The sequence below is a fragment of the Morganella sp. Je.2.23 genome, assembly GCF_051129855.1.
Classification (GTDB): Bacteria; Pseudomonadota; Gammaproteobacteria; order Enterobacterales; family Enterobacteriaceae; genus Morganella; species Morganella sibonii.
On record NZ_JBCPSQ010000001.1, the window covers coordinates 1,226,880 to 1,251,015 of the forward strand.

The 24,136-nt window shown below is 52.3% G+C and carries 21 protein-coding genes; 13 read left to right on the forward strand and 8 right to left on the reverse strand.

What is annotated here, in order from left to right:
* Window positions 1-100: 100 nt before the first annotated feature.
* The 4 genes from manA (at window position 101) to AAZR23_RS05940 (ending at window position 7,154) form a co-directional block, all read left to right on the forward strand.
* Complete coding sequence (gene manA / locus AAZR23_RS05925) at window positions 101-1,276, forward strand: mannose-6-phosphate isomerase (RefSeq protein WP_434691248.1); 1,176 nt, start codon at window positions 101-103, stop codon at window positions 1,274-1,276.
* A gap of 107 nt (window positions 1,277-1,383) precedes the next feature.
* Window positions 1,384-2,982 (forward strand): YdgA family protein, encoded by a 1,599-nt coding sequence (locus AAZR23_RS05930; protein ID WP_166707864.1) that lies wholly within the window; start codon window positions 1,384-1,386, stop codon window positions 2,980-2,982.
* Window positions 2,983-3,059: 77 nt separating this feature from the next.
* Window positions 3,060-4,067, forward strand: a complete 1,008-nt coding sequence (add, locus tag AAZR23_RS05935; RefSeq protein ID WP_046893408.1) for an adenosine deaminase — start codon at window positions 3,060-3,062, stop codon at window positions 4,065-4,067.
* Window positions 4,068-4,349: 282 nt separating this feature from the next.
* On the forward strand, window positions 4,350-7,154 hold the full coding sequence (locus AAZR23_RS05940; RefSeq protein WP_434691252.1) for an RHS repeat protein: 2,805 nt from the start codon (window positions 4,350-4,352) through the stop codon (window positions 7,152-7,154).
* Between the two features lie 142 nt (window positions 7,155-7,296).
* On the opposite strand, the gene AAZR23_RS05945 is transcribed toward AAZR23_RS05940, so the two are convergent.
* From AAZR23_RS05945 to AAZR23_RS05955, 3 genes are read right to left on the reverse strand one after another with little or no spacing between them, the layout of a single operon-like run.
* Window positions 7,297-8,385, reverse strand: a complete 1,089-nt coding sequence (locus tag AAZR23_RS05945) for a TPM domain-containing protein (protein ID WP_434691255.1) — start codon at window positions 8,383-8,385, stop codon at window positions 7,297-7,299.
* Window positions 8,386-8,387: 2 nt separating this feature from the next.
* Window positions 8,388-9,377, reverse strand: a complete 990-nt coding sequence (locus tag AAZR23_RS05950; protein WP_046893409.1) for a bile acid:sodium symporter family protein — start codon at window positions 9,375-9,377, stop codon at window positions 8,388-8,390.
* 43 nt (window positions 9,378-9,420) lie between these two features.
* Entirely contained in the window at window positions 9,421-10,461 is a 1,041-nt protein-coding gene (locus tag AAZR23_RS05955; RefSeq protein ID WP_434691258.1) for an oxidoreductase, read from the reverse strand.
* Window positions 10,462-10,744: 283 nt separating this feature from the next.
* On the opposite strand from AAZR23_RS05955, the gene rsxA reads away from it, so the two are divergent.
* From rsxA to AAZR23_RS05995, 8 genes are all read left to right on the forward strand, one after another.
* Window positions 10,745-11,326, forward strand: a complete 582-nt coding sequence (rsxA, locus tag AAZR23_RS05960; RefSeq protein ID WP_046893411.1) for an electron transport complex subunit RsxA — start codon at window positions 10,745-10,747, stop codon at window positions 11,324-11,326.
* On the forward strand, window positions 11,326-11,934 hold the full coding sequence (rsxB, locus tag AAZR23_RS05965) for an electron transport complex subunit RsxB (RefSeq protein ID WP_046893412.1): 609 nt from the start codon (window positions 11,326-11,328) through the stop codon (window positions 11,932-11,934). The genes rsxA and rsxB overlap by 1 nt, the downstream gene beginning before the upstream one ends.
* Before the next feature lie 5 nt (window positions 11,935-11,939).
* A complete protein-coding gene (gene rsxC / locus AAZR23_RS05970) occupies window positions 11,940-14,507 on the forward strand; it encodes an electron transport complex subunit RsxC (RefSeq protein WP_434691262.1) in 2,568 nt (855 codons plus the stop codon).
* A gap of 15 nt (window positions 14,508-14,522) precedes the next feature.
* Complete coding sequence (gene rsxD, locus AAZR23_RS05975; RefSeq protein WP_434691263.1) at window positions 14,523-15,617, forward strand: electron transport complex subunit RsxD; 1,095 nt, start codon at window positions 14,523-14,525, stop codon at window positions 15,615-15,617.
* Window positions 15,614-16,240, forward strand: coding sequence for an electron transport complex subunit RsxG (gene rsxG, locus AAZR23_RS05980; RefSeq protein ID WP_434691265.1), 627 nt, complete (start codon window positions 15,614-15,616; stop codon window positions 16,238-16,240). Before rsxD ends, rsxG begins: the two co-directional genes overlap by 4 nt.
* A complete protein-coding gene (locus AAZR23_RS05985) occupies window positions 16,240-16,944 on the forward strand; it encodes an electron transport complex subunit E (RefSeq protein ID WP_046893416.1) in 705 nt (234 codons plus the stop codon). The genes rsxG and AAZR23_RS05985 overlap by 1 nt, the downstream gene beginning before the upstream one ends.
* Window positions 16,945-17,008: 64 nt before the next feature.
* Complete coding sequence (gene nth, locus AAZR23_RS05990) at window positions 17,009-17,650, forward strand: endonuclease III (RefSeq protein WP_434691268.1); 642 nt, start codon at window positions 17,009-17,011, stop codon at window positions 17,648-17,650.
* 101 nt (window positions 17,651-17,751) lie between these two features.
* Window positions 17,752-19,689 (forward strand): exoribonuclease II, encoded by a 1,938-nt coding sequence (locus AAZR23_RS05995; RefSeq protein ID WP_434691270.1) that lies wholly within the window; start codon window positions 17,752-17,754, stop codon window positions 19,687-19,689.
* Window positions 19,690-19,747: 58 nt separating this feature from the next.
* On the opposite strand, the gene yciH is transcribed toward AAZR23_RS05995, so the two are convergent.
* The 5 genes from yciH to AAZR23_RS06020 all read right to left on the reverse strand — a co-directional run bounded on the left by yciH (window position 19,748) and on the right by AAZR23_RS06020 (window position 23,287).
* Window positions 19,748-20,071, reverse strand: coding sequence for a stress response translation initiation inhibitor YciH (gene yciH / locus AAZR23_RS06000; protein ID WP_434691273.1), 324 nt, complete (start codon window positions 20,069-20,071; stop codon window positions 19,748-19,750).
* Between the two features lies 1 nt (window position 20,072).
* Window positions 20,073-20,807 carry an orotidine-5'-phosphate decarboxylase gene (pyrF, locus tag AAZR23_RS06005; RefSeq protein ID WP_218426135.1) on the reverse strand — a complete coding sequence of 245 codons (735 nt, stop codon included), beginning with the start codon at window positions 20,805-20,807 and terminating at the stop codon, window positions 20,073-20,075.
* 78 nt (window positions 20,808-20,885) lie between these two features.
* Window positions 20,886-22,055, reverse strand: coding sequence for a lipopolysaccharide assembly protein LapB (gene lapB, locus AAZR23_RS06010; RefSeq protein WP_434691275.1), 1,170 nt, complete (start codon window positions 22,053-22,055; stop codon window positions 20,886-20,888).
* 5 nt (window positions 22,056-22,060) lie between these two features.
* Complete coding sequence (locus AAZR23_RS06015) at window positions 22,061-22,366, reverse strand: LapA family protein (RefSeq protein ID WP_015422730.1); 306 nt, start codon at window positions 22,364-22,366, stop codon at window positions 22,061-22,063.
* 186 nt (window positions 22,367-22,552) lie between these two features.
* Window positions 22,553-23,287, reverse strand: coding sequence for a phosphatase PAP2 family protein (locus AAZR23_RS06020; RefSeq protein ID WP_434691279.1), 735 nt, complete (start codon window positions 23,285-23,287; stop codon window positions 22,553-22,555).
* Between the two features lie 200 nt (window positions 23,288-23,487).
* Between AAZR23_RS06020 and ribA the strand changes: the two genes are divergently transcribed.
* Complete coding sequence (gene ribA / locus AAZR23_RS06025) at window positions 23,488-24,096, forward strand: GTP cyclohydrolase II (RefSeq protein WP_024473150.1); 609 nt, start codon at window positions 23,488-23,490, stop codon at window positions 24,094-24,096.
* Window positions 24,097-24,136: the final 40 nt, after the last annotated feature.

Below are 24,136 nucleotides of genomic sequence, written 5' to 3' on the forward strand. Positions count from 1 at the left end.
ATATCTTGCCACACTTTCATTTCCGATTATGCGATCCGGGCGGAGTTATTGCTTTATTGTTACTACCTTATTGTTAACTGTTTAAAAAGAGAGCGTTGCTATGTTAAAAATGCAGAATCAGGTGCAATTTTATGACTGGGGAAGCCATACCGCGATGACAGAAATGTACGGCTACCCGAACCCTGACAAGCAGCCGATGGCAGAATTGTGGATGGGCGCACATCCGAAAGCCAGTTCGGTAGTGACTGACACCCGCGGCAACACCTGCTCTTTATATGATTTTATTGCCGCTGATCCGCAGTCAGCACTGGGAACCGAAATTAACCGCCGTTTTCACCGGCTGCCGTTTCTGTTTAAAGTACTGAGTGCCGCTCAGCCGCTGTCGGTACAGGTTCATCCGGACAAAGCCGCTGCAGAAGCCGGGTTTGCCCGTGAAAACGAGGCCGGAATCGCACTGGATTCGCCAGTCCGCAATTATAAGGATGATAACCATAAGCCTGAGCTGGTTTATGCCCTCACCCCGTTCCGTGCGATGAATGCTTTTCGTCCGCTGGCGGAAATGGCAAAGCTGCTCAGTGAAGTCGCCCCGGCACATCCGGCCATCGAACGCTTTATTGCCTCGCCGTCAGAAGAACAACTGTCTGCTTTATTTACCCGCCTGCTCTCTATGAGCGGAGAAACCAAAGAACGGGCAATCGGCGTACTGAAATCCGCACTGAACAGCCGCCGCGGTGAACCGTGGGATACCATCCGTAAGATGACAGAATTTTATTCTGACGATAATGGTCTTTTCACCCCCCTGCTGCTCAATGTTGTTGAGCTGAAGCCCGGTGAAGCGATGTTCCTGTATGCCCGCACACCGCATGCTTATCTGGAAGGAACCGCACTGGAGGTGATGGCTAACTCGGATAATGTGTTACGCGCCGGACTGACACAAAAACATATTGATGTCGGTGAATTGCTGAATAATCTTGATTTTGTACCGAAACACGCAAAAAGTTTATTTATGCAACCGGAACATATTAACAACACAGAAATTTTCCCGATCCCTGTTGATGACTTTTCTTTTTCAATCATGAAAATGCGTAATCAGGAAATGAATATTGAGAACAACAGTGCTAATATTCTTTTTTGTGTGGAAGGTCAAGCGGTTATCACTACCGAAATACAAAAATTAAGAGTTATCTCAGGTGAATCTGTTTTTCTTTCTGCTATAGAAAGAAAGTTTAAAATAGATGGTGAAGGAATCATTGCCCGCGTTTATAATGCCGTGTAAGTAACTTCTCTAATTTTCTCCGGGCAGTCAGCCATTTATCTGCCCGTTAATTTTGATACTGTGCGAAAACCTGCAAAATAAATCGCATATAAAGGATGGATTTCTCTATGAAAAAGTCGTTAGTTGCTGTTGGCGTTATTGTCGCATTAGGCGCCGCATGGGGTGTGGCTTCATGGCAGACCGGTAAGACAATTGAAGCAAACCTCGATGCTTATATCGCCAAAGCGAATAAATTAATCAAGGATAAGTACCCTGACATCCCTGTTACGCTGACCGCCAAAGATTTTTCACGCGGCATTTTCAGCTCAGATGTCAAACTGGTCCTCAAAGAAACGAAAAAAAGCGGTGATACCTCAGGTGCCGGTGAAGAAGTTGTTCTTCTGAATACTATCGATCACGGTCCTTTCCCGTTATCTCAGCTGAAGAGCATGGTGTTCTCGCCAAATATGGCAGCAATCCATACTGAGCTGGAAAACAATGACGTCACCAAGCCGGCCTTTGAAATCACCGGTGGTAAATCCCCTGTTGTTACCGATACCCGTGTCAGCTACGACCAGAGTTTCGACATTGATCTTGCTGTCAGCAAAATCAACTATAAGAAAGACGGTGAAGAGCTCGCATTCTCCGGTGCTGATCTGAACGTTAAATTCGATAAAGAATTCAAAAACGTTAAAGGCAAAGGCAGCAGCGATGAACTGACTTACCGTAAAGGTGAGCGCGAAAGCATGGTTCTGAAAGGCCTGTCTTTCGACAGCGATGTGTCCAAATCCGGTGACAGCTATTTCTACCTGGGTGACCAGAATCTGAGCCTGAAAGAGTTAGCGGTTGTTAATTACAGCGACACCGTTTCTCTGAAAGACCTGAAAATGAACGGCACATCCGGCAGCAAAGATAACAAACTGACTGCAGATGTTGATTACAGCCTCGGTTCACTGAGCTACCGTGATATCGACCTCGGCGCTATCAGCCTGAAAGGTTCTCTGAAAGATCTGGATGCAACTTCAGCAAATACGCTGATGGCATCTCTCGAAGAGTACACCAAGATGTCTGAATCGATGTACACCGAAGATTTCGATGAAGAAAAAATGGCAGCACTGGATGAGAAAATGAAATCCAATGCGCTGGGTCTGTTCAAATACAGCCCGTCTTTCGCTATCGCACCTCTGAGCTGGAAAAACAGCGGCGGTGAGTCAAAAGTCAATCTGAACGTGACCTTTAATGCACTGAATGCCGATAGCTTTAAAGCACTGGAAAAGGCATCAAGCTTTGAAAAAGCCCTGCCGGTTCTGGTGAAAGAGTTCGGTTTCAATATGGATCTGTCCAAATCAATGCTGACTGATTTTGTTGGTGTTGCGATGCAGTCTCAGGGCATGGGCGCCAAAGAAGCCAAAGAACAGGGTGAACAGGGTGTTGCTCAGATGGCCAGCATGGGTGCCATGATGGAAATCGTGAAAGTCACTGATAAAGCGATCACCATGGATCTGAAATACAGCAACAACAATATCGATTTCAACGGTAAGAAATACACCGTTGCTGAATTCCTGGAAAAATATGACCAGTACGGCGCACTTAGCGATAACAGCGGTGACGACGAAGGTTATGAGGAAGAAGCTATTGAAATAGATCCTAACGGTGATGTCACAGAAGAAGTGACTATCGGTGAAGAACCGGCTGCTGATGCTGCTGCGGCACCTGCTGCACAGTAATTTCACACCGTTATTATCTGTTGATCAGACAAAAGCCAGTCGTCAGACTGGCTTTTTATCATCTGAGGAATTCCGCAATGATTAACCGTTCACTCCCCCTGACCGATCTGCACCGCCATCTGGACGGCAATATCCGCCTGTCCACCATTCTGGATCTGGCCCGTCAGCACAATCTGCCGCTACCCGCTTATGAGACTGAAGCACTGCGCCCGCATGTGCAGGTAATGAGCAATGAACCTGACCTGGTGCAGTTTCTGAGTAAACTGGACTGGGGCGTTTCCGTACTGGCCGACCTGGACGCCTGCCGCCGCGTAGCCGCAGAAAACGTACAGGATGCTGTCAGTGCCGGGCTGGATTATGCTGAATTGCGCTTTTCCCCTTACTATATGGCAATGAAACACAACCTGCCTGTTGAAGGCGTGGTGGAAGCCGTTCTGGATGGGGTGGCATCTGAAGTCCGTAACAATCCGGTGCGGATTAATATGATTGGTATTCTGAGCCGGACATTCGGTACTGATGCCTGTCATGAAGAACTGAATGCCCTGCTCGCTCATCACGAGCGGATTGTGGCACTGGATATTGCCGGTGACGAATCCGGTTATCCCGGCGATTTATTTACCGATCACTTCCGCAAAGCCCGCGATGTAAACTGGGCAATCACCGCACACGCCGGGGAAGCGGCCGGTGCCGCCAGTATCTGGCAGGCGATCCGCGACCTGGGTGCACAGCGTATCGGCCACGGCGTGATGGCGATTGAAGACCCGGCGCTGATGGATTATCTGGCAGAGCACCGCATCGGTATGGAATCCTGCCTGACGTCCAATATTCAGACCAGTACAGTACCGTCGCTGGCCGCTCATCCGCTGAAACAATTCCTGGCACATGGCATTGCCGCCACCATTAACACGGATGACCCGGCAGTTGAAGGTATTGAGATTGCCCATGAATACAATGTTGCCGCACCGGCTGCCGGTCTGACCCGTACTGAGATTGAACAGGCACAAATCAACGGACTGGAAATTGCCTTTTTATCCGCGGAAGAAAAAGCGGCACTGAGAGATATGGCGGCTAAACGCAGTCATTAAGCGCCGGCCTGCCAGACAACTTATAAATCCCCCGGAACCGGATATTTACCCCGGGGGATTTCGGGTTAATACAGCTATATGCAGCAGCCCGCAATCGTTCCCCCGCAAATCAGCGCCATTTCCGGCTCACATTAAGTGATAACGAACCCGTGTTTATCCCACCCGGTTCGCAATAACTGAAAATAAAATCTGCACACCCGTAGTTTCCCCACACTTTCTCCTGATTACTGTATACTTTTCTTTGCAGCCTGAACGGCTGCCTAATCTAAACAGGAGAATATCATGAACACATCACTGTTCAGTAAGACCCCGGCGGTCACGGTTCTCAACAACCGTGGTCAGACCATTCTCAATATCGCGTACCACCGCCACCCTGAGTCGCCGGACATCATCACGGAGCGCATAACCCGCCATCAGTACGATGCCCGGGGCTTCCTGACGCAGAGCGCCGACCCGCGCCTGGCTGAGGCCGGACTGGCGAACTTCACTTACCGGACAGATCTGCGCGGAGGCGTCCTGCGTACACAGGGGGCAGACAACGGTATCACCGTCAGCCTTAACGACGTTGCCGGACGCCCCTTTATTGCGGTCAATAACATCGGTACCGCAGACAACGGTACTGATGACCGGCGTCAGGCCGTAACCCGCACCTGGCAGTATGAGGATGCATCCCTGGCCGGACGCCCGTTAAGTATTACAGAGCAGACCAACGGTGGAGCCGCCTGTATCACGGAGCGTTTCGTCTATGCCGGTAATACGGATGCAGAGAAAGCTCTGAATCTCGCTGGTCAGCTTATCAGTCATTACGACACCGCGGGACTGGAGCAGACAAACAGCATTGCTCTGACCGGCGTGCCACTCTCCGTCACCCGGCGGCTGCTGAAGAATGCGGATAACTCTGACACGATGGCTGACTGGCAGGGAGAAAATGTACCGGTATGGAACAACCTGCTGGACAATGACGCACGGACCACTCTGACCACCGCGGACACCACCGGCTCCATACTGACCACCACCGATGCACAGGGCAATATGCAGCGGATGGCGTACGATGTGGCAGGTCTGCTGTCGGGCAGCTGGCTGACGCTGAAGGGGGGAACGGAGAAGGTTATCGTGGCTTCCCTGACGTACTCGGCCGCCGGACAGAAACTGCGTGAAGAGCACGGCAACGGCGTGATAACCACATACTCGTACGAACCGGAAACGCAACGCCTGAACGGCATCAAAACGGAACGCCCGGCCGGACATGCCGCCGGACTGAAGATACTGCAGGATCTGCGCTATGAATATGACCCTGTGGGTAACGTTCTGAAAGTAACCAATGACGCCGAAGAGACCCGTTTCTGGCGCAATCAGAAAGTAGTACCGGAAAACACATACGCCTACGACAGCCTGTACCAGCTGATCAGCGCCACCGGACGTGAAATGGCAAATGCCGGTCAGCAGGGCAGCGGATTACCGCCTCTGACCGTTCCCCTTCCCGCAGACAGCAGCGCATACACGAACTATACCCGCAGGTATACCTACGATACAGCCGGTAATCTGACGCAGATAAGCCACCGCGCACCGGCGGCAAACAACAGTTACACAACCAAAATCACCATAAGTAACCGAAGTAACCGGGGAGTACTGAGCACCCTGACGGAAAATCTGGCAGACGTGGACGCGCTGTTCACCAACGGTGGCCAGCAGAAACAGCTGCAGCCGGGACAGCGTCTGGACTGGACACCGCGCAACAAGCTGCTGAAGGTGACGCCGGTCGTGCGGAACGGAGATGCAGATGACAGCGAAATCTACCGCTATGATGCGGACAGCCGGCGCATCCTGAAAGTCAGCAGGCAGAAAACAGGCAGCAGCACACAGACACAGCGGGTGCAATATCTGCCGGGTCTGGAGCTGCGCACGATAAAAGCCGGAGATACGCAAACGGAGAGCCTGCAGGTGATTATCGCGGGGGACGCGGGGCAGATACGCCTTTTACACCGGGAGAATGGCGATGACCAGATGCGCTGGAGCTACAGCAATCTGATCGGCAGCAGCGGTCTGGAGCTGGATGGTAAGGGAAATATTATCAGTATGGAGGAGTACTACCCGTACGGCGGCACTGCAGTGTGGACCGCCCGCAGCGTGGCAGAAGCAGAGTACAAAACTGTGCGTTACTCAGGCAAAGAGCGGGACGCCACCGGACTGTACTACTATGGTTACCGGTACTACCAGCCGTGGGCGGGAAGATGGCTGAGTGCGGATCCTGCGGGAACAATGGACGGGCTGAATCTGTTCAGGATGGTACGGAATAATCCTCTGAGATTTTTTGATACGAACGGACTTGCACCAACTGAGGAAAAATCTCAGCAGGCGATCGGCAGAACCTATATCAAAGAAGCTAAATATTTAGCTGCGGAACAATTATCAGCTGCTGAGAAATTTTTAAATAACACATCTAATAATGACGTTGCGTTAGATATCTATAAGACATTTTTCGGGCAGCATATGGGAGAAGAAAAACTGGGTATATGGAAGACACAAATAAAAAATGTGTCAGAGGGAATAAACAAACTGGATACGAAAAGAAATGTCCGGTATTCACCGCTGAAGACAACCGCATCCGGAGAGAAATCGGGGACTGTGGCAGCTGAAGCCAATATGCAGGCATTTCAGCGGGGGGAGAAAATTTACATAAATTCATATACTGATGTACTGGAAAAAGTCAAAAAAAATGAAACACTGGGTGTTGACCATTTAGCGCATATTTTGATTCATGAAATGTCTCACCTCCGCCTGGACACGGAAGATATGGCCTATATCGGGGTGGCAAAAAATGAGGGATATCATGATTTAAATGCTATGCTCGCCCTTCTTGATCCAGAAAAACTACAGGCCGGCAGAGGAGAACCCGAAGAAACGATCAAACAACGACGTGCCCGGGGAAGTCTGGACGCTGTGAGAAATGCAGACTCCTTTACGACAGCAACCCGTTATCTTGCTTATACTGCAAAAAATGCTGGTTTCTATCATTACTTTGCCGGGCAGAAAAAAATGTTCACACACGGAGCGTCGTCTCTTATCAAGAGTCCGCGCTGGAAGTGAGTGTCATTTATTAACACTATGCAGGCTATTATATTGTTTATACAGACTGTATTGTTGTTAAAGTCCGCCAGGATGGCAATGTGATAAACAAGGCTGTTTTCCTGGTACCGGGCGGTCAGAAAGAGTCGCCCGGTATTTCCCGTCACCAACTCCCCGAAGCACCACCACCGCCGCTGCTGCTGTAACTGCCACCGTCAGAACCGGATGAGTATCCGCCTCCTGCCCCGGCCATAACACCGGTTAATTTCCGCATTTCCGCTTCCTGAATACGGTATCCCGGAATGAATGCATATAACAAAAAACACAGAAACAGTGAGCCAAATACATTAAGAAAAACGAGGATCATTATACTGATAAATAATGCATCCGGATCAGGATCTCCGTCTGCCAGAATCCGTGTCATTATAAAAATCAGAACGGAATAAAATAACACGCTCACTGTATGGCCGAGCGGCGCCGGATAAATATATTTATATTGCAAAAATGCTGTCAGGCGTTTCTGAGTAAGGTGTATTGCCCGCCCGGGCTGACGTTTCTTCTTGCTTTTGGATTTCGCGTATTCCTCTCTCAGATATTCAATATCTTTAAGAACCTGCTTTTCTATCCTTTTCTTACGGCGGGGAGAACCAATAAATAATGACCAGAGATACACCGTAATAAAGGTCAGAATATAAATAATCATCAGTCGTTTGAGTTTTAATGCTTCTGTTCCGGATGTCTCTGATGTGATATATCCCGGTTCATTTCCGCTGATAATATCAATGGCATCGGTCACACCTGCTTCAATCCCCGTAAAATAATGACCATTTTTAAATTCAGGGGTGATGCGGTGACGGATAATACGGCCTGCGGAGACATCCGGCAGAATACCCTCCAGGCCGTAACCTATTTCAAAGCGCAGATTGCGATCATTAACAGCCACAACCAGCAACAGCCCGTTATTCTGACCTGTGCGGCCGATTTTCCAGGTATTGAATGCACGGTGTGCAAAGGTCTCAATACTTTCCCCGCCGGTTGACGGCACAATAAACACCACGAACTGACTGCCGTCATTGCGGCTCAGTTCGTACTCAGTGAGCTGCCGGTTAAGCTGTGCGAATTGCGGGCGGGTCAGAAGACCGGCGCTGTCAATAACCCGTTCCCGTTTCAGTTCCGGCAGCGGCTGCATATCTGCACGGGCAAAGAAACTGATGAAAAGAAGTACAAGGCATCCTGCCATAACCCTGCTCATAATTACTCCTGTGAATGTTCTTTTCCCTGCCGCGCATAGCGCGCCGCCATCACCGCGCACACCATCAGCTGAATCTGATGAAACAGCATCAGCGGCAGTACCAGAATACCGACTACCGCAGGCGGGAACATCACGTTTGCCATCGGCACACCGTTTGCCAGGCTTTTCTTCGAGCCGCAGAACACAATGGTGATTTCATCGGCCTTATTAAAGCCCAGTGCCCGTGCACCGTACACGTTGATCACCAGCACAATCGCCAGCAGCCCGCACGACACCACTGCAATCTGCAAAATAGACATTGCGTCGATCTGCTGCCAGATCCCCTCGGCCACGGCTTCACTGAAAGCGACATACACCACCAGCAGAATAGAGGTCCGGTCTGTTTTATTGATGATTTTTTTGTTGCGATCCACCCACTTACCGATCAGCGGACGGGAGAGATGCCCGACCACAAACGGCAGCATCAGCTGCAGCAGAATAGAACGGATAGCACCCAGTGTATCAAGATCATGCGCGCCTTGTGTTTCCATCATAAAACCGATAATCACCGGTGATAAGAAAACGCCGAGAATACTGGAGGCGGATGCACTGCAAATCGCCGCAGCGACATTACCACCCGCAACAGACGTAAAGGCAATGGCGGATTGTACTGTTGCCGGTAAAGCACATAAATATAAGAAACCCATGTAAATGGTTGGTGACATCCACTCCGGTACCAGGAACTGCAAACCCAGCCCCAGCAGCGGAAAGAGGATAAAGGTACTGGAAAATACCATCAGATGCAGACGCCAGTGCCCCATCCCCGTCACAATCGCTTCCCGCGAGAGTTTGGCGCCATGGAAGAAGAACAGTAACGCAATCGCGGCAGTGGTCAGATAGCGGAATCCGGTTGCCACATTACCGGTAGCCGGAAAGAGTGACGCCAAAATAACAACCGTGATCATTATGACCAGGAACGGATCTAACCGCAGTTTCTGCCACCAGTTTGTCATGCGTTATTCACTTTTGTCTGCATTAAAGTTAAATGATTGTTTGTTACAGTGTCACAGTCCGTCCGGTCTTATGTGATTCCATACCGGCCTCAATAATACGGATAATTTCCGCGCCTTCCTGAGCGGTAACCGGGTTCGGGCCGTTGTTGATAATTGCCTCTGCCACTTCCGCGTAATAACGGCCGTAGTGCCCGGCTTTGTTCGGATACGTTTCCGTGATCACTTCAATGCCATCCGGTGATAAGCTCAGTTCGCCGTCACGATCGTCATGACCCCAGTTCACACCAACCGGCATCTGCCCTGCTTTCAGCGCATTTTCCTGCGGATCAAGCCCGTACTTCACGTAGCTGCCTTTCATACCGTGAACGATATACACCGGAGATTCCGCTGCCGCGACAGTGGTGGCATGCAGTATCACTTTCACATCCGGATAGTGCAGTTGCGCATGGAAATAATCCACCGCTTCAGAACCAGGCCGGATCATGCCCAGATCGGCGGTGATCGCTTCCGGTTTGCCGAAAAACTGCAGTGCCTGATCAATCAGATGTGACCCCAGGTCATACCAGATACCACTGCCCAACGCAGCCGCTTCACGCCAGCGTTTTTGCGGCTGCGGGCGATAGCGGTCAAAATGGACTTCAAAATATTTGATATCCCCGAGTTTTTTACTTTCAAACAGGGATTTCAGTGTCAGATAACCGGAGTCAAAACGGCGGTTATGGTAGACGGACAAAATCAGACCGGCATCATCTGCCTGTTTTGCCAGGGTAAACGCCTCTTCGGAGGTCAGGGTAAACGGTTTATCCACCACAACGTGCTTACCGGCCGCCAGTGCCATCCGGGCCAGCGGGAAATGTGTGTCGTTCGGCGTCGGGATCACGACGAGATCAATCGCCGGATCAGCAAAAATATCTTCCGGAGTGGCGACAACCTGCACATCCGGGTAATCCGCATGTACTTTTGCGGCATCACTGCTCGCGACTTTAGCCAGTTCCATGTTGGCATTATTCACAATAAACGGTGCATGGAATGTTTTTCCGGCAAAACCGTATCCGATCAGGCCCACTTTCAGTATTTTCGTCATCACTCCCTCCGGGGGATTGTCATGTTAACGGATAAAAACATGCTTTCAGAATTTGTCATCCTCCTGAAAAGTACCACTAACTGATTCCGTGACGCAAATAATGCGCCCGGTTTTCATCAGTTTTGCCGCTTTTTCATTCTGATACACACAGTTATCTGCCCTTTCACACAATCCCGATAACCCCGGATGCCCGGGGATTGCTATTATTCACCCCGCTTACCGGGGAACCCGGGTTTTTATCTGTTTATTTGAATGTTTTGAATGACTCGCTTTGGGCATTGCAATGGCTGACTACTTATTACTTTTTGTCGGGACGGTGCTGGTTAATAACTTCGTACTCGTCAAATTCTTAGGATTATGCCCCTTTATGGGGGTGTCCAAAAAACTGGAAACCGCGATTGGCATGGGGTTTGCGACCACGTTCGTGATGACGCTCGCCTCTGTCTGTTCGTGGCTGATGGATACCTTTATCCTCATCCCGCTGGATATTCTCTATCTGCGCACACTGAGCTTTATTCTGGTGATCGCTGTGGTGGTGCAGTTCACCGAAATGGTGGTGCGTAAAACCAGCCCGGCGCTCTACCGCCTGCTCGGGATATTCCTGCCGCTGATCACCACCAACTGTGCCGTACTCGGTGTGGCACTGCTGAACATCAACCTGTCCCATAATTTTCTGCAATCCGCCGTTTACGGCTTTGGTGCGGCAGCCGGTTTCTCTCTGGTGATGGTGCTGTTCGCCGCTATCCGCGAACGTCTGGCAACGGCTGATGTGCCTGCGCCTTTCCGCGGGGCGTCTATCGGGCTGGTCACTGCCGGTCTGATGTCTCTGGCCTTTATGGGCTTTAGTGGTCTGGTGAAATTCTGATGACAATGATTTGGATTGCCGTTGCCGTACTCAGCCTGCTGGGTCTGGCATTTGGCCTGATACTGGGTTATGCCTCCCGCCGCTTTAAAGTGGAGGAAGATCCCATTGTGGATAAAATTGATGACATTCTGCCGCAGAGTCAGTGCGGGCAGTGTGGTTTTCCCGGCTGCCGTCCTTATGCGGAGTCCGTTGCCAATGGCGGCGCAATAAACCGCTGTGCTCCCGGCGGCGAACAGGTGATGCTGAAACTGGCGGATATGCTGGGTGTGGATCCGCAACCGCTCGACGGCGACGACGCTGTGCTTAATCCGGTGCGTAAGGTGGCCTTTATTCATGAAGACCAGTGCATCGGCTGCACCAAATGTATTCAGGCGTGTCCGGTGGATGCCATTATCGGCGCCACCCGCGCGATGCATACCGTGGTTGAAAACCTCTGCACCGGCTGTGACTTATGTGTCGCACCCTGCCCGACAGATTGCATCGAGATGATCCCGGTCGCTGTCACCCCGCGTAACTGGAAGTGGGATTTAAACACGATTCCGGTCAGAAATATTCCGGCGGATACCACCGGTACACCTGTCAAACCCGTTCAGATTGAGGCGTCGTAAGTTTTATGTTCAATTTGCTCAACTTTCTGAAAAAAGACCGGGTATGGGATTTTGACGGCGGCATTCATCCGCCGGAAATGAAATTACAGTCCTCCCGGACACCGATGCGGGTATGTCCGGTACCTGACGAACTGATTATTCCGTTACAACAGCATATCGGGAACGAAGGCGATGTGCTGGTCAGCCCCGGCGACCATGTTCTGAAAGGTCAGCCGCTGACACGCGGAACCGGCCGCAGCCTGCCGGTTCATGCCTCATCTTCCGGCACCGTTACATCCGTGGAGCCTTGCGTGACCGCGCATCCGTCCGGGCTGACCGCGCCGTGTGTCCGCATCCGGACTGACGGGCTGGATACCCCGTATCCGGCAGAAAAAACAACGGATTTCACATCGCTCACCAAAACAGAACTGACTGACCGCATTCATCAGGCCGGAATTGCCGGTCTCGGCGGCGCGGGCTTCCCGACCGCGAATAAACTGAAAGGCGGTGGTGATCTTATCCGTACCCTGATTATCAATGCGGCTGAATGTGAACCTTATATTACGGCTGATGATCGTCTGATGCAGGAGCATGCCGGTGAAATTCTTACCGGCATCCGTATTCTGATGCACCTTCTGGAACCGGAACAGGTGCTTATCGGCATAGAAGATAACAAACCGGAGGCGATTGCCGCACTGCGGGATGTCACTGACGGGGAGAAACAGATTTTTGTGCGGGTGATCCCGACCAAATACCCGTCCGGCGGTGCCAAACAGCTGACAAAAATCCTTACCGGCCGCGAAGTGCCGTCCGGCGGGCGTTCCTCTGATATCGGCGTACTGATGCAGAACGTCGGAACCGTTGTTGCCATCAAACGCGCGATTACTGACGGCGAACCGCTGATTCAGCGCGTGGTGACGGTAACCGGAGAAGCCGTCGAATCACCGGGAAATTTCTGGACCCGTCTGGGGACACCGATCCGTTTCCTGCTGCAACAGGCCGGTTTTCATCCGCAACATGAACAGATGGTTGTGATGGGCGGCCCGCTGATGGGCTTTACACTGCCGGATCTTGATGTGCCGGTGGTAAAAATCACTAACTGTATTCTTGCGCCGACCACAAACGAAATGGAACCGGCTGCACCGGAAGAAGCCTGCATCCGTTGCAGTCACTGTGTGGATGCCTGTCCGGCAGGATTGCTGCCGCAGCAGCTCTACTGGTTCAGTAAGGGTAATGAACACGAAAAAGCGGAACAGCATCATCTGTTTGATTGTATAGAATGCGGAGCCTGTGCCTGGGTCTGCCCGAGTAATATCCCGCTGGTACAATATTACCGGCAGGAAAAAGCCCAAATTATTGAGATCCGCGAAGAAGCACAACGCGCTGCCGATGCCAAAATCCGCTTTGAAGCCAAACAGGCACGAATGGCACGGGAAAAAGAAGCCCGTGAAGCCCGCCACAAAAATGCGGCTGTTCAGGTGGATGAGAAAGACAGTGCAGCAATCAGTGCCGCACTTGCCCGCGTAAAAGCCAAAGACAGCAGTGCGGGAATGACAATTTCAGTCAATCCTTCCGCATTGCCGGACAACAGCGCTGCCATTGCCGCCCGTGAAGCACGCAAAGCACAGGCACGGGCTCGTCAGGCAGAAAAAGCCGCTCAGACAGAAACCGTACAACCGGCTGCGGAAACGGAAACTGATCCGCGCAAAGCTGCTGTGGCCGCCGCCCTCGCCCGCGCCAAAGCGAAGAAAGCGGCACAGGCCGCAGACGCACCGGCAGACACCGTACAACCGGCGACGGAGACAGAAACCGATCCGCGTAAAGCTGCTGTAGCCGCCGCTATCGCCCGCGCCAAAGCGAAGAAAGCAGCTCAGGCCGCAGGCGCACCGGCAGACACCACACAACCGGCTGCGGAGACAGAAACCGATCCGCGTAAAGCCGCTGTAGCCGCCGCTATCGCCCGCGCCAAGGCGAAGAAAGCCGCGCAGGCCGCAGACGCACCGGCGGACACCGCACAACCGACAGCAGAAGCAGAAACTGATCCGCGTAAAGCCGCTGTAGCCGCCGCTATTGCCCGCGCCAAAGCGAAAAAAGCCGCTCAGGCTGCGGAAGCACCGGCGAACACCGCACAACCGGCTGCGGAGACAGAAACCGATCCGCGTAAAGCTGCTGTCGCGGCGGCTATTGCCCGTGCCAAAGCGAAGAAAGCCGCTCAGGCCGCAGACGCACCGGCAGACACCGCACAACCGGCAGCGGAGACAGAAACCGATCCGCGTAAAGCCGCCGTAGCAGCGGCCATTGCCCGCGCCAAAGCGAAGAAAGCAGCGCAGGCCGCAGATGCACCGGCAGACACCGCACAACCGGCGGCGGAGACAGAAACTGATCCGCGTAAAGCCGCTGTAGCTGCCGCTATCGCCCGCGCCAAGGCGAAGAAAGCCGCTCAGGCCGCAGATGCACCGGCAGACACCGCACAACCGGCAGCGGAAACAGAAACTGATCCGCGTAAAGCCGCTGTAGCTGCCGCTATCGCCCGCGCCAAGGCGAAGAAAGCCGCTCAGGCGGCAGCACAACATTCTGAAGAAACCACTGATTAATGAAGCGAAATAAGCATGAAATTTAGGCCCGTTTCCTCAAACGCCCCGCACCGTCTGAAAATTGCGGGATCACCGTTTACTCATAACCATGACAACACCTCCGCCATCATGCTGTGGGTGGTGATAGCCATGATTCCGGGGATTGCCGCACAGCTCTGGTTCTTCGGGATCGGCACACTGATTCAGGTTCTGATTGCAGTGACGACCGCGCTGGTAACCGAAAGTATCGCGATCCGCCTGCGCAATCAACCGGTGATGCCGTATCTCAAAGATAACTCCGCGCTGGTCACTGCCATGCTGCTGGCTGTCAGTATCCCGCCGCTCGCGCCCTGGTGGTTGATTGTTATCGGTACATTTTTTGCCGTGATTATTGCCAAACATCTGTATGGCGGTCTCGGGCAAAACCCGTTTAACCCGGCGATGGTCGGTTATGTGGTACTGCTGATCTCCTTCCCGGTTCAGATGACCAGCTGGCTGCCGCCGGAAAGCCTGCAAATCACACCGGTTTCGGTCAGTGACAGTCTGCATATGATTTTTACCGGGTTATCTGATAACGGCCTGACACCGGAGCAGTTACGTGCCGGCGCGGATGGCATGAGTCAGGCGACGCCGCTCGACAGTTTCAAAACCGGACTGCTGACCCGTGAGATGTCCGATATTCTGACACAACCTGTTTTACAGGGCTCTGTTGCCGGTATCGGCTGGCAATGGGTGAATATCGGCTATCTGATCGGCGGCTGTATTCTGCTCAACCGCAATGTGATTGCATGGCAAATCCCGGTATCGATGCTGGGCACGCTTGCCGTCCTGTCTGCTATCGGCTATCTGATTGATTCATCACACTTCAGCTCTCCGGTTATTCAGCTGTTTTCCGGCGCTTCCATGCTCGGGGCATTCTTTATTGCCACCGACCCGGTTACCGCCTCCACCACGCCGCGCGGCCGTCTGATATACGGGATGCTGATCGGCCTTCTGCTGTGGATTATCCGCGTTTACGGCGGTTATCCGGATGCCGTGGCGTTTGCCGTCCTGCTGGCCAATATCACCGTGCCGCTGATCGATACCTACACACAACCGCGTGTTTACGGGCACAAACGGGGGAATAAATGATTGCCACATTACGCCGTTACGGCTTGATCCTCGCCCTGTTTGCCGCCGGAACCACCGGATTGAGCGGATTTGTTTATACGCTGACAAAGCCGGAAATTGATAAACAGGCCGCGGCACAGCAAAAGGCGCTGTTTGCCGAAATCCTGCCGGAATCGGTTTATAATAATGATGTGATTGCAGAGTGTTATCTGGTCACCGACCCTGCACTGGGCAATGAACTGCCGCACCGGCTGTATATTGCCCGTAAAGACGGAACACCGGTTGCCGCTGTTCTCGAATCCACCGCGCCTGACGGCTATTCCGGGAATATTCAGCTACTGGTTGCGGCTGATTTTAACCGGACGGTGCTCGGCTCCCGCGTAACGGAACATAAAGAGACACCGGGGCTGGGTGATAAAATTGATACCCGGATTTCAGACTGGATCACCACACTAAGCGGCAGACATGTTGAATCCGCCACAGACCCGCACTGGGCAGTGAAAAAAGACGGCGGTGATATCGATCAGTTTACCGGTGCCACCATTACCCCGCGGGCGGTTGTCAACGCAGTCCGCGTGACGGCGGATTATATGCAGACCCTGCCGCCGCAACTGAATACCTTACCTCAATGCGGAGCTGAATAATGAGTCAGATTAAAGGGTTATTTGCTGACGGATTATGGAAAAATAACTCAGCACTGGTCCAGGTGCTGGGATTGTGTCCGCTGCTGGCGGTCTCTTCCACCGTCACCAACGCACTGGGACTCGGACTGGCGACCACACTGGTGCTGATTTGCACTAACGTGGCAGTCTCCGCACTGCGCCGCTGGATCCCGTCAGAAATCCGTATTCCTATCTATGTGATGCTGATTGCCTCTGTAGTAACGGCGGTACAATTGCTGATCAACGCTTATGCCTTCGGCTTATATCAGTCACTCGGTATCTTTATCCCGCTGATTGTGACCAACTGTATTGTCATTGGCCGCGCTGAAGCCTTTGCCGCCAAAAACGCGGTTTACCCTTCTGCCATTGATGGCCTGGCCATGGGGCTCGGCGCCACCGCCGCACTGTTTGTGCTCGGCGCCATGCGTGAGATCCTGGGCAACGGGACACTGTTTGACGGTGCGGATCTGCTGCTCGGCGACTGGGCTAAAGTCCTGCGTGTCGATGTGTTACATCTCGATACCCCGTTCCTGCTGGCGATGCTGCCGCCGGGCGCTTTTATCGGACTTGGCTTAATGCTGGCGGGCAAGTATCTTATTGATGAAAAAATGAAAAAGCGCAAAAATGCGCCCGCTGCCGCACAATACGAAACAGAAAAAGGATGCGGAAGCCATTTGGTCAAATAACTGTATAATAAAGCAGGCTCCTTTCCCGGGAGTTTGCTTTTATCATCAATGAGCCAATGTCGTTATGAATAAAGAAAAACGTATTGAAATTCTGACCCGCCTGCGGGACAACAACCCGCAACCCACCACTGAACTGCTGTTTGATTCTCCGTTTGAATTACTGATCTCCGTCTTATTATCCGCCCAGGCAACCGATGTCAGCGTCAATAAAGCCACCCGCCCGCTGTATGCCGTTGCCAATACGCCGCAGGCCATCCTGGATCTCGGTGTGGATGGGGTGAAGACCTACATTAAAACCATCGGGTTATTTAATACCAAAGCAGAGAATGTGATAAAAACCTGCCGGATGCTGGTTGAACTGCATAACGGCGAAGTTCCGGAAGACAGAGCAGCGCTGGAAGCCCTGCCGGGTGTGGGACGCAAAACCGCCAATGTGGTACTCAATACCGCATTCGGCTGGCCGACCATTGCGGTTGATACCCATATTTTTCGTGTCTGCAACCGCACAAAATTTGCCTCCGGCAAGAACGTGGATGAGGTGGAACAAAAATTATTGCGGGTTGTACCGGCAGAATTTAAAGTCGACTGCCATCACTGGTTTATACTGCACGGGCGTTACACCTGCATTGCCCGCAAACCCCGCTGCGGTTCATGCATCATTGAAGATCTGTGTGAATTCAGCGAAAAAGTGTATCCGGAAGATTAATCTGCTGCACTTTAAACAGAAATTGCCCTCTGTGCTTGCGGGCAGCGTAAATTCGCGTAAAAATAACCATAAATTTGCTCACCCAACCAGTACGGGAACCTATGTTTCAAGATAACCCGCTGTTAGCTCAGCTAAAACAACAGCTCCACGATAAAACATTACGTGTCGAAGGGATCGTAAAAAGTACCGATAAAGGCTACGGTTTCCTGGAAGTTGACGGACAAAAATCCTATTTTATTCCGCCGCCGCAGATGAAAAAAGTCATGCACGGCGATCGCATCACTGCTGCTATTCACACCGTGAATAATAAAGATGTGGCAGAGCCGGAAGCTCTCGTCACCCCGTTTCTGGACAGATTTGTCGGCCGCGTGCAGCGCAAAGAAAATGATGACCGTCTCTGGATAATTCCCGATCATCCGCTGTTAAAAGATTCCATTCCCTGCCGTCCGGCAAAAGGGGTTGATCATGAATTCCGTCAGGGCGACTGGGCCGTTGCGGAAATGCGCCGCCACCCGCTGAAAGGTGATCGCAGCTTCCATGCAGAAATCACCGGGTTTATCACTGATGCGGATGACCATTACGCGCCGTGGTGGGTAACCCTGACCCGCCATCAGCACGCACTGAAAGAGCCGGAGCCGGTTGACGTGGCCATGGCTGATGATAATCTGCCGCGTACTGATCTGACTCATCTGGATTTTGTGACTATCGACAGTGCATCCACCGAAGATATGGATGATGCGCTTTATATCACTACCAGTGATAACAATCAGCTTCAGCTGACCATTGCCATTGCCGACCCGACCAGCTATATCCCGGCCGGCAGCGAATTGGATGCCATTGCCCGTAAACGCGCCTTCACCAACTATCTGCCGGGCTTCAATATCCCGATGCTGCCGCGCAATCTGTCTGATGACCTGTGTTCGCTGCATCCGCATGTGCGCCGTCCGGCACTGGTGTGTCAGGTCTCCATAAATGAAGATGGTTCTCTGGCAGATGATGCCGTGTTCTTTGCTGCCTGGGTTGAATCCAAAGCCAAGCTGGCTTATGACGATATCTCTGATCTGCTGGAAGGTGTGGCTGACCGGGTAACCCCTGATGAGACTATCCGCCGTCAGATTTCCCTGTTGCAGGATATGTATCAGCGCCGCCATCACTGGCGTGAAACCCATGCACTGGTCTTTAAAGATCGCCCTGATTACCGCTTTATTCTTGATGAAAACGGTGTGGTGACGGATATCGTGGCTGAACAGCGCCGCAGTGCCAACCGCATTGTGGAAGAGGCGATGATCACCGCCAATATCTGCGCCGCAGAGGTGCTGGATAAGAAACTTGGTTTTGGTGTCTATAACGTACACACCGGGCTTGATCCGCTGACAATCAGCCAGGCTGTTGCCCTGCTCGCTGAAAACGGCATTCATTTCAATGAAGAAGAACTGCTGACACTGGATGGTTTCTGCCGTCTGCGCCGGGAGCTTGATAACCAGCCGACGCAATTCCTCGACAGCCGTATCCGCCGCTTCCAGACCTTTGCAGAAGTCCGCATGGAGAAAGGCCCGCACTTCGGCCTGGGACTGAATGGTTATGCCACCTGGACATCCCCTATCCGCAAATACAGTGATATTGTTAACCACCGCCTGCTGAAAGCCATTATCGCCGGTCAGTCTGCGGAGAAACCGGCTGAGGATCTGGCCGAACATCTGGCAGAACGCCGCCGCGCCAACCGTATGGCAGAGCGTGATGTCGGTGACTGGTTATATGCCCGCTACCTGCAACCGTATGCCGGTACAGATACCGCGTTCCCGGCGGAGATCATTGATATCACCCGCGGCGGTGTCCGTGTCCGCCTGACAGATAACGGCGCAGTCGCCTTTATCCCGGGTACCTTTATCCATCCGGTCAAAGATGAACTCCAGTGCAGCCAGGAAACCGGCTCAGTGCTGATCAAAGGTGAAGCCCGTTACCGCCTCAATGACATCATTCCGGTGAAAATTGAGGAAGTGAAGATGGAAACCCGCAGTATTCTGGCCCGCCCGCTCTAATCCGGTACCGGAGTCACTAAATACACAGGGCGTCCGCAACGGACGCCCTGCTCACTAATCAGCCACCTGCCAGTTTGACTTTAAAGCCTTTAACTTCCAGCAGTTGCTTCAGCAAATCGCGTTTATCACCCTGAATTTCAATGATACCGTCCTTCAGCGAACCGCCGCAGCCGCAGCGTTTTTTCAGATCGGCGGCCAGTTTACTCAGCTCCGTATCATCCAGATCAATACCGGTGATCAGACATACACCTTTGCCTTTGCGGCCGCTGGTCTGCCGCTGAATACGGACAATACCGTCGCCTTTCGGGCGCTCCGCTTTAACTTCCGGCTCATCAATACGGCCACTGTCTGTGGAATAGACCAGGCGTGAATTATTGTCCATCTTATAATACTCCCACAGAAGCATTAATTGCCTGCAATGCGGCCTGCGGATCATCACTGCGGGTGATCGGCCGTCCGATAACCATATAATCCACCCCGGCACTGACGGCCTGCCGCGGTGTCATGATGCGGCGCTGATCACCGGCATCACTGCCTTGCGGCCGGATCCCCGGCGTGACCAGCTTAAATTCCCGGCCCAGGGTTTCTTTCATCATTTTGGCTTCATGAGCGGAGCACACCACACCATCCAATCCGCAGTTTTGTGTTAATTTTGCGAGGCGCAGCGCGTGCTCTGCCGGTGTGGCATCAATGCCGGTTCCGGCCAGGTCGGACTGCTCCATGCTGGTCAGTACCGTCACTGCAATCAGCAAAGGCGCATCGTTGCCGTACGGCAGCAGGATCTCTTTTGCTGCTGTCATCATCCGCTCGCCGCCTGCCGCATGGACATTAACCATCCATACCCCCAGTTCAGCCGCCGCCCGTACCGCATGCGCTGCTGTATTCGGGATATCATGGAATTTCAGATCAAGAAAGACCTCAAATCCGCGCTGCTGCAATGCCCGGACACACTCAGGCCCGCAGAAGGTAAACAGCTCTTTACCGACTTTCAGACGGCACTGTGCCGGATCAATACGGTCTGCAAAGGCCAGCGCATCATCCGGGTTGTCGTAATCGAGCGCAACAATAACAGGCGATGCGATATCTGCACGGCCTGTATGCGAAGAAAGAGATGTCATGAATTGATTACCTGTGGTTGGTGAATTTATACGGGTAAATAAAAACGGGTAAATAAATTACGGATAAACGTGACGTTGTCACTGACCGTCCAGCCCTCTGATAGGCTTGATAGTATCCCATGACCGGCAGGACGGACAATGCCAGTACAGGGCATGCGATGTAAATCCGCATTTACCGCAGCGGTAATCCGGTTTGGTCCGGATTTGCTCGCCGACCATGTTCCGCAGCAGAGCCAGACTGTCTTTGGCACGGCCTTCCTCCGCTTCTGACAGATAATATTCCATCAGACGGCAGAACAGGCGCATGGTCGGATGGCGCTGTAACTGGCGGTTAACATAGGTGATCGCCATTTCCGGCCCTTCCTGCTGTTCAATAATATCCGCAAGATAGAGTTCGGCAATCGCACCGATATTTTCATCCGAGCAGAGCAGCAGATATTCCGCCCATTCCGCCGGCTGATCAAGATGGGTGTAACAGGTTTCCAGCATCGGCAGCGTTTCACTGACCATTTCTTTGTCCTGCTCAAACACCCGCTTAAGCACGGTAACGGCTTTGCTGTATTCCGCCCGTTCAATATGAATACGCCCCTGCATAATCGACACCCGGGCGCAGTTTTTATCCGCCCCGGCCGCTTTGGCCAGATATGCGAATGCCCCGTCAGTGTTATCACTGCCCAGTGCCTGCAACGCCAGTTCACAGTAGAAGTTAGCGATATTTTCCCGCTGACCGGTATCTCCCTGTTTCAGCAGCTTTTCGCCGATATCGATGGCTTTGCTCCAGTCACTGGTGGACTGATAAATGGATAACAGCGACTGAAGTGCGCTTTGCCGGAAATCCGCCTCATCAATCAGCTGTAAAAACAGAGCTTCCGCCCGGTCATACACCCCGGCGGCCACATAATCGCGACCCAGCTGCTGCGTGGCGAGGAGACGCTGGTCATAAGAGAGAGAGGCGCTTTCCATCAGTGACTGATGGATGCGGATGGCGCGTTCCACTTCACCGCGCGAGCGGAACAGATTGCCGAGCGTCAGATGTGCTTCAAATGCGGAACTGTCCTCTTTCAGCATGTCGAGGAACAGATCAACTGCTTTATCCTGCTGATCGGACAGCAAAAAGTTTACGCCTGCCACATAGTCACGTGACAGGCGATCCGCATGTTGTTGTTGATTCTGCTGCGCGCTGCGCCGCCCCATATACCAGCCATATGCGGCAGCAATGGGCAACAGAAGAAACAACAGCTCAAGCATAATGCTTATTCCTTAGTGGTGTCCCGCAGCGCAACCGAACCGGAAGACTGCACCGTCTGGTCAGCTTCCAGACGCTTGATCCGGTGCCGGGCACGTGCCAGCGATAACCGCAGACGTAAATAAAACAGACCGCAGACAATCCAGCCCAGCACGAAACCGATACCAAACAGCACGGCCAGCAAGGTGGATACAGAATACTGTCCCTGCGCAATCAGATAATTAAATGTGACTACCTGATCGTTATTTGCGCCCAGTGTCACCGAAATGATGAAAACCACCAGTACAAGGATAAAAATCAGAAAATATTTCACCGGCGTTCCTATTATCAGGCTTGCATTTCACGCCTGCTCCTTGCAGACGCACTAACCCCTTAAGTTACCATTTACCCCGGGGAGAATAAAAGTAATTTGTTGTGTTCCCGAGTTTTTTTCGCTTTTCTGCCGGTATCCGCACAGATTACCGGCAACCGGTTCCACACCGCCCATAATAACATGATTTCAGGCCAGTGGAGGCGGCTGCATGCCATTTTGATCCTGTTTACTGAGCCAGAGGAAAAACAGCCCTGCCAGTATTGCATTAATAATCACCGACATAATGATATCGGACGGCCAGTGCATCCCCAGCGCCAGCCGGCTGTACTCTGCCAGAATGCCCCACAGCAGGATCACGCCGGCCAGCCCGCGGCGTCCCTGAACACTGAAAAATACAAAGAGTATCAGCGCCCAGGCACTTGCAAACAATGCATGACCGGACGGAAAAGCATAACCGGTTTCACTTTTCCAGTGTTTCAGCAGCCAGCCCGGTACGCGGTAATGATTTTTAAGAGTATTTTTCAGCAACTGCGCCCGCTCCGGCCGGGAAAGGTCATAAAACACTTTCTCTGATGCAATACCCTGTTGTGCCAGCCAGACCACATAAGGCCGCGGCTCCTGAAGCGTGTTTTTCATCGCCACTTTCACGCCCTGCCCGGCGGCCACAACCACCAGAATGGCGGCGGCTGCACGCAGTGCCTGTTTTTTGCTGCCGCGATACAAACGGACAAACAGAAAACAAAAGATGAGTGATACGATGATTCCCAGCGGATACGCCGCCGTGTCAGTCAGATACCGCAGACCGCGCAGCAGGTCATCGTCACCCGATGGCTGCCAGCGCCAGCCGGTCAGCAGTGTCACCAGCGGTACCAGCATCAGTAATATAACAGCGGCGATAAAGGGTTTTGTCAGGTTTTTCATCCGGGTTAAATCATTCCGTTAAAAATAAATATTATTTTGTCAAACTGATGTACTACTATGGTCATGTTCAGTTATTTGACCCGGAAAAGAAATGTCAGTTTCACTTCCCGGGCAACGCAGATAATAACATCGCCAATACGATTATGTGCGTTTAAATAAAGATATTTATATCAATGAGTTAATAAATCATGAATAAAGAGTTGCAGTTAAAACGTGTCGCACAGGCAAAATTACCTACCCCGTTCGGGGAGTTTTTAATGGTCGGATTTGAAGAAATCGCCACCGGTCACGATCACGTGGCGCTGGTGTTCGGTGATATCAGCGGTGATGAGCCGGTGTTATCCCGTGTCCATTCGGAATGTTTAACCGGTGATGCTCTGTTCAGCCTGCGCTGTGACTGTGGTTTCCAGCTGGAAGCCGCGTTAAAGCAGATCTCAGAAGAAGGCCGTGGTGTGTTGCTGTATCACCGTCAGGAAGGCCGTAATATTGGTCTGCTGAATAAAATCCGTGCCTATGCGTTACAGGATACCGGGCTGGATACCGTTGAAGCAAACCAGAAGCTGGGATTTGCACCGGATGAACGTGATTTCACGCTGTGTGCTGATATGTACAAATTACTGGATGTGCACGCCATCCGCCTGCTGACCAATAACCCGGAAAAAGTCGAGATTCTGACTCAGGCCGGTATCAACATTACTGAACGTGTGCCGCTGATTGTCGGCCGTAATCCGGCTAATGCCCATTATCTGGATACCAAAGCGGAGAAAATGGGACATATGCTGTGCCAGTCTCCGGGCTGTAATCACTGATTCACCTGCAAAAAGTAAAAACAGAAAAGCGCGGCAAAAA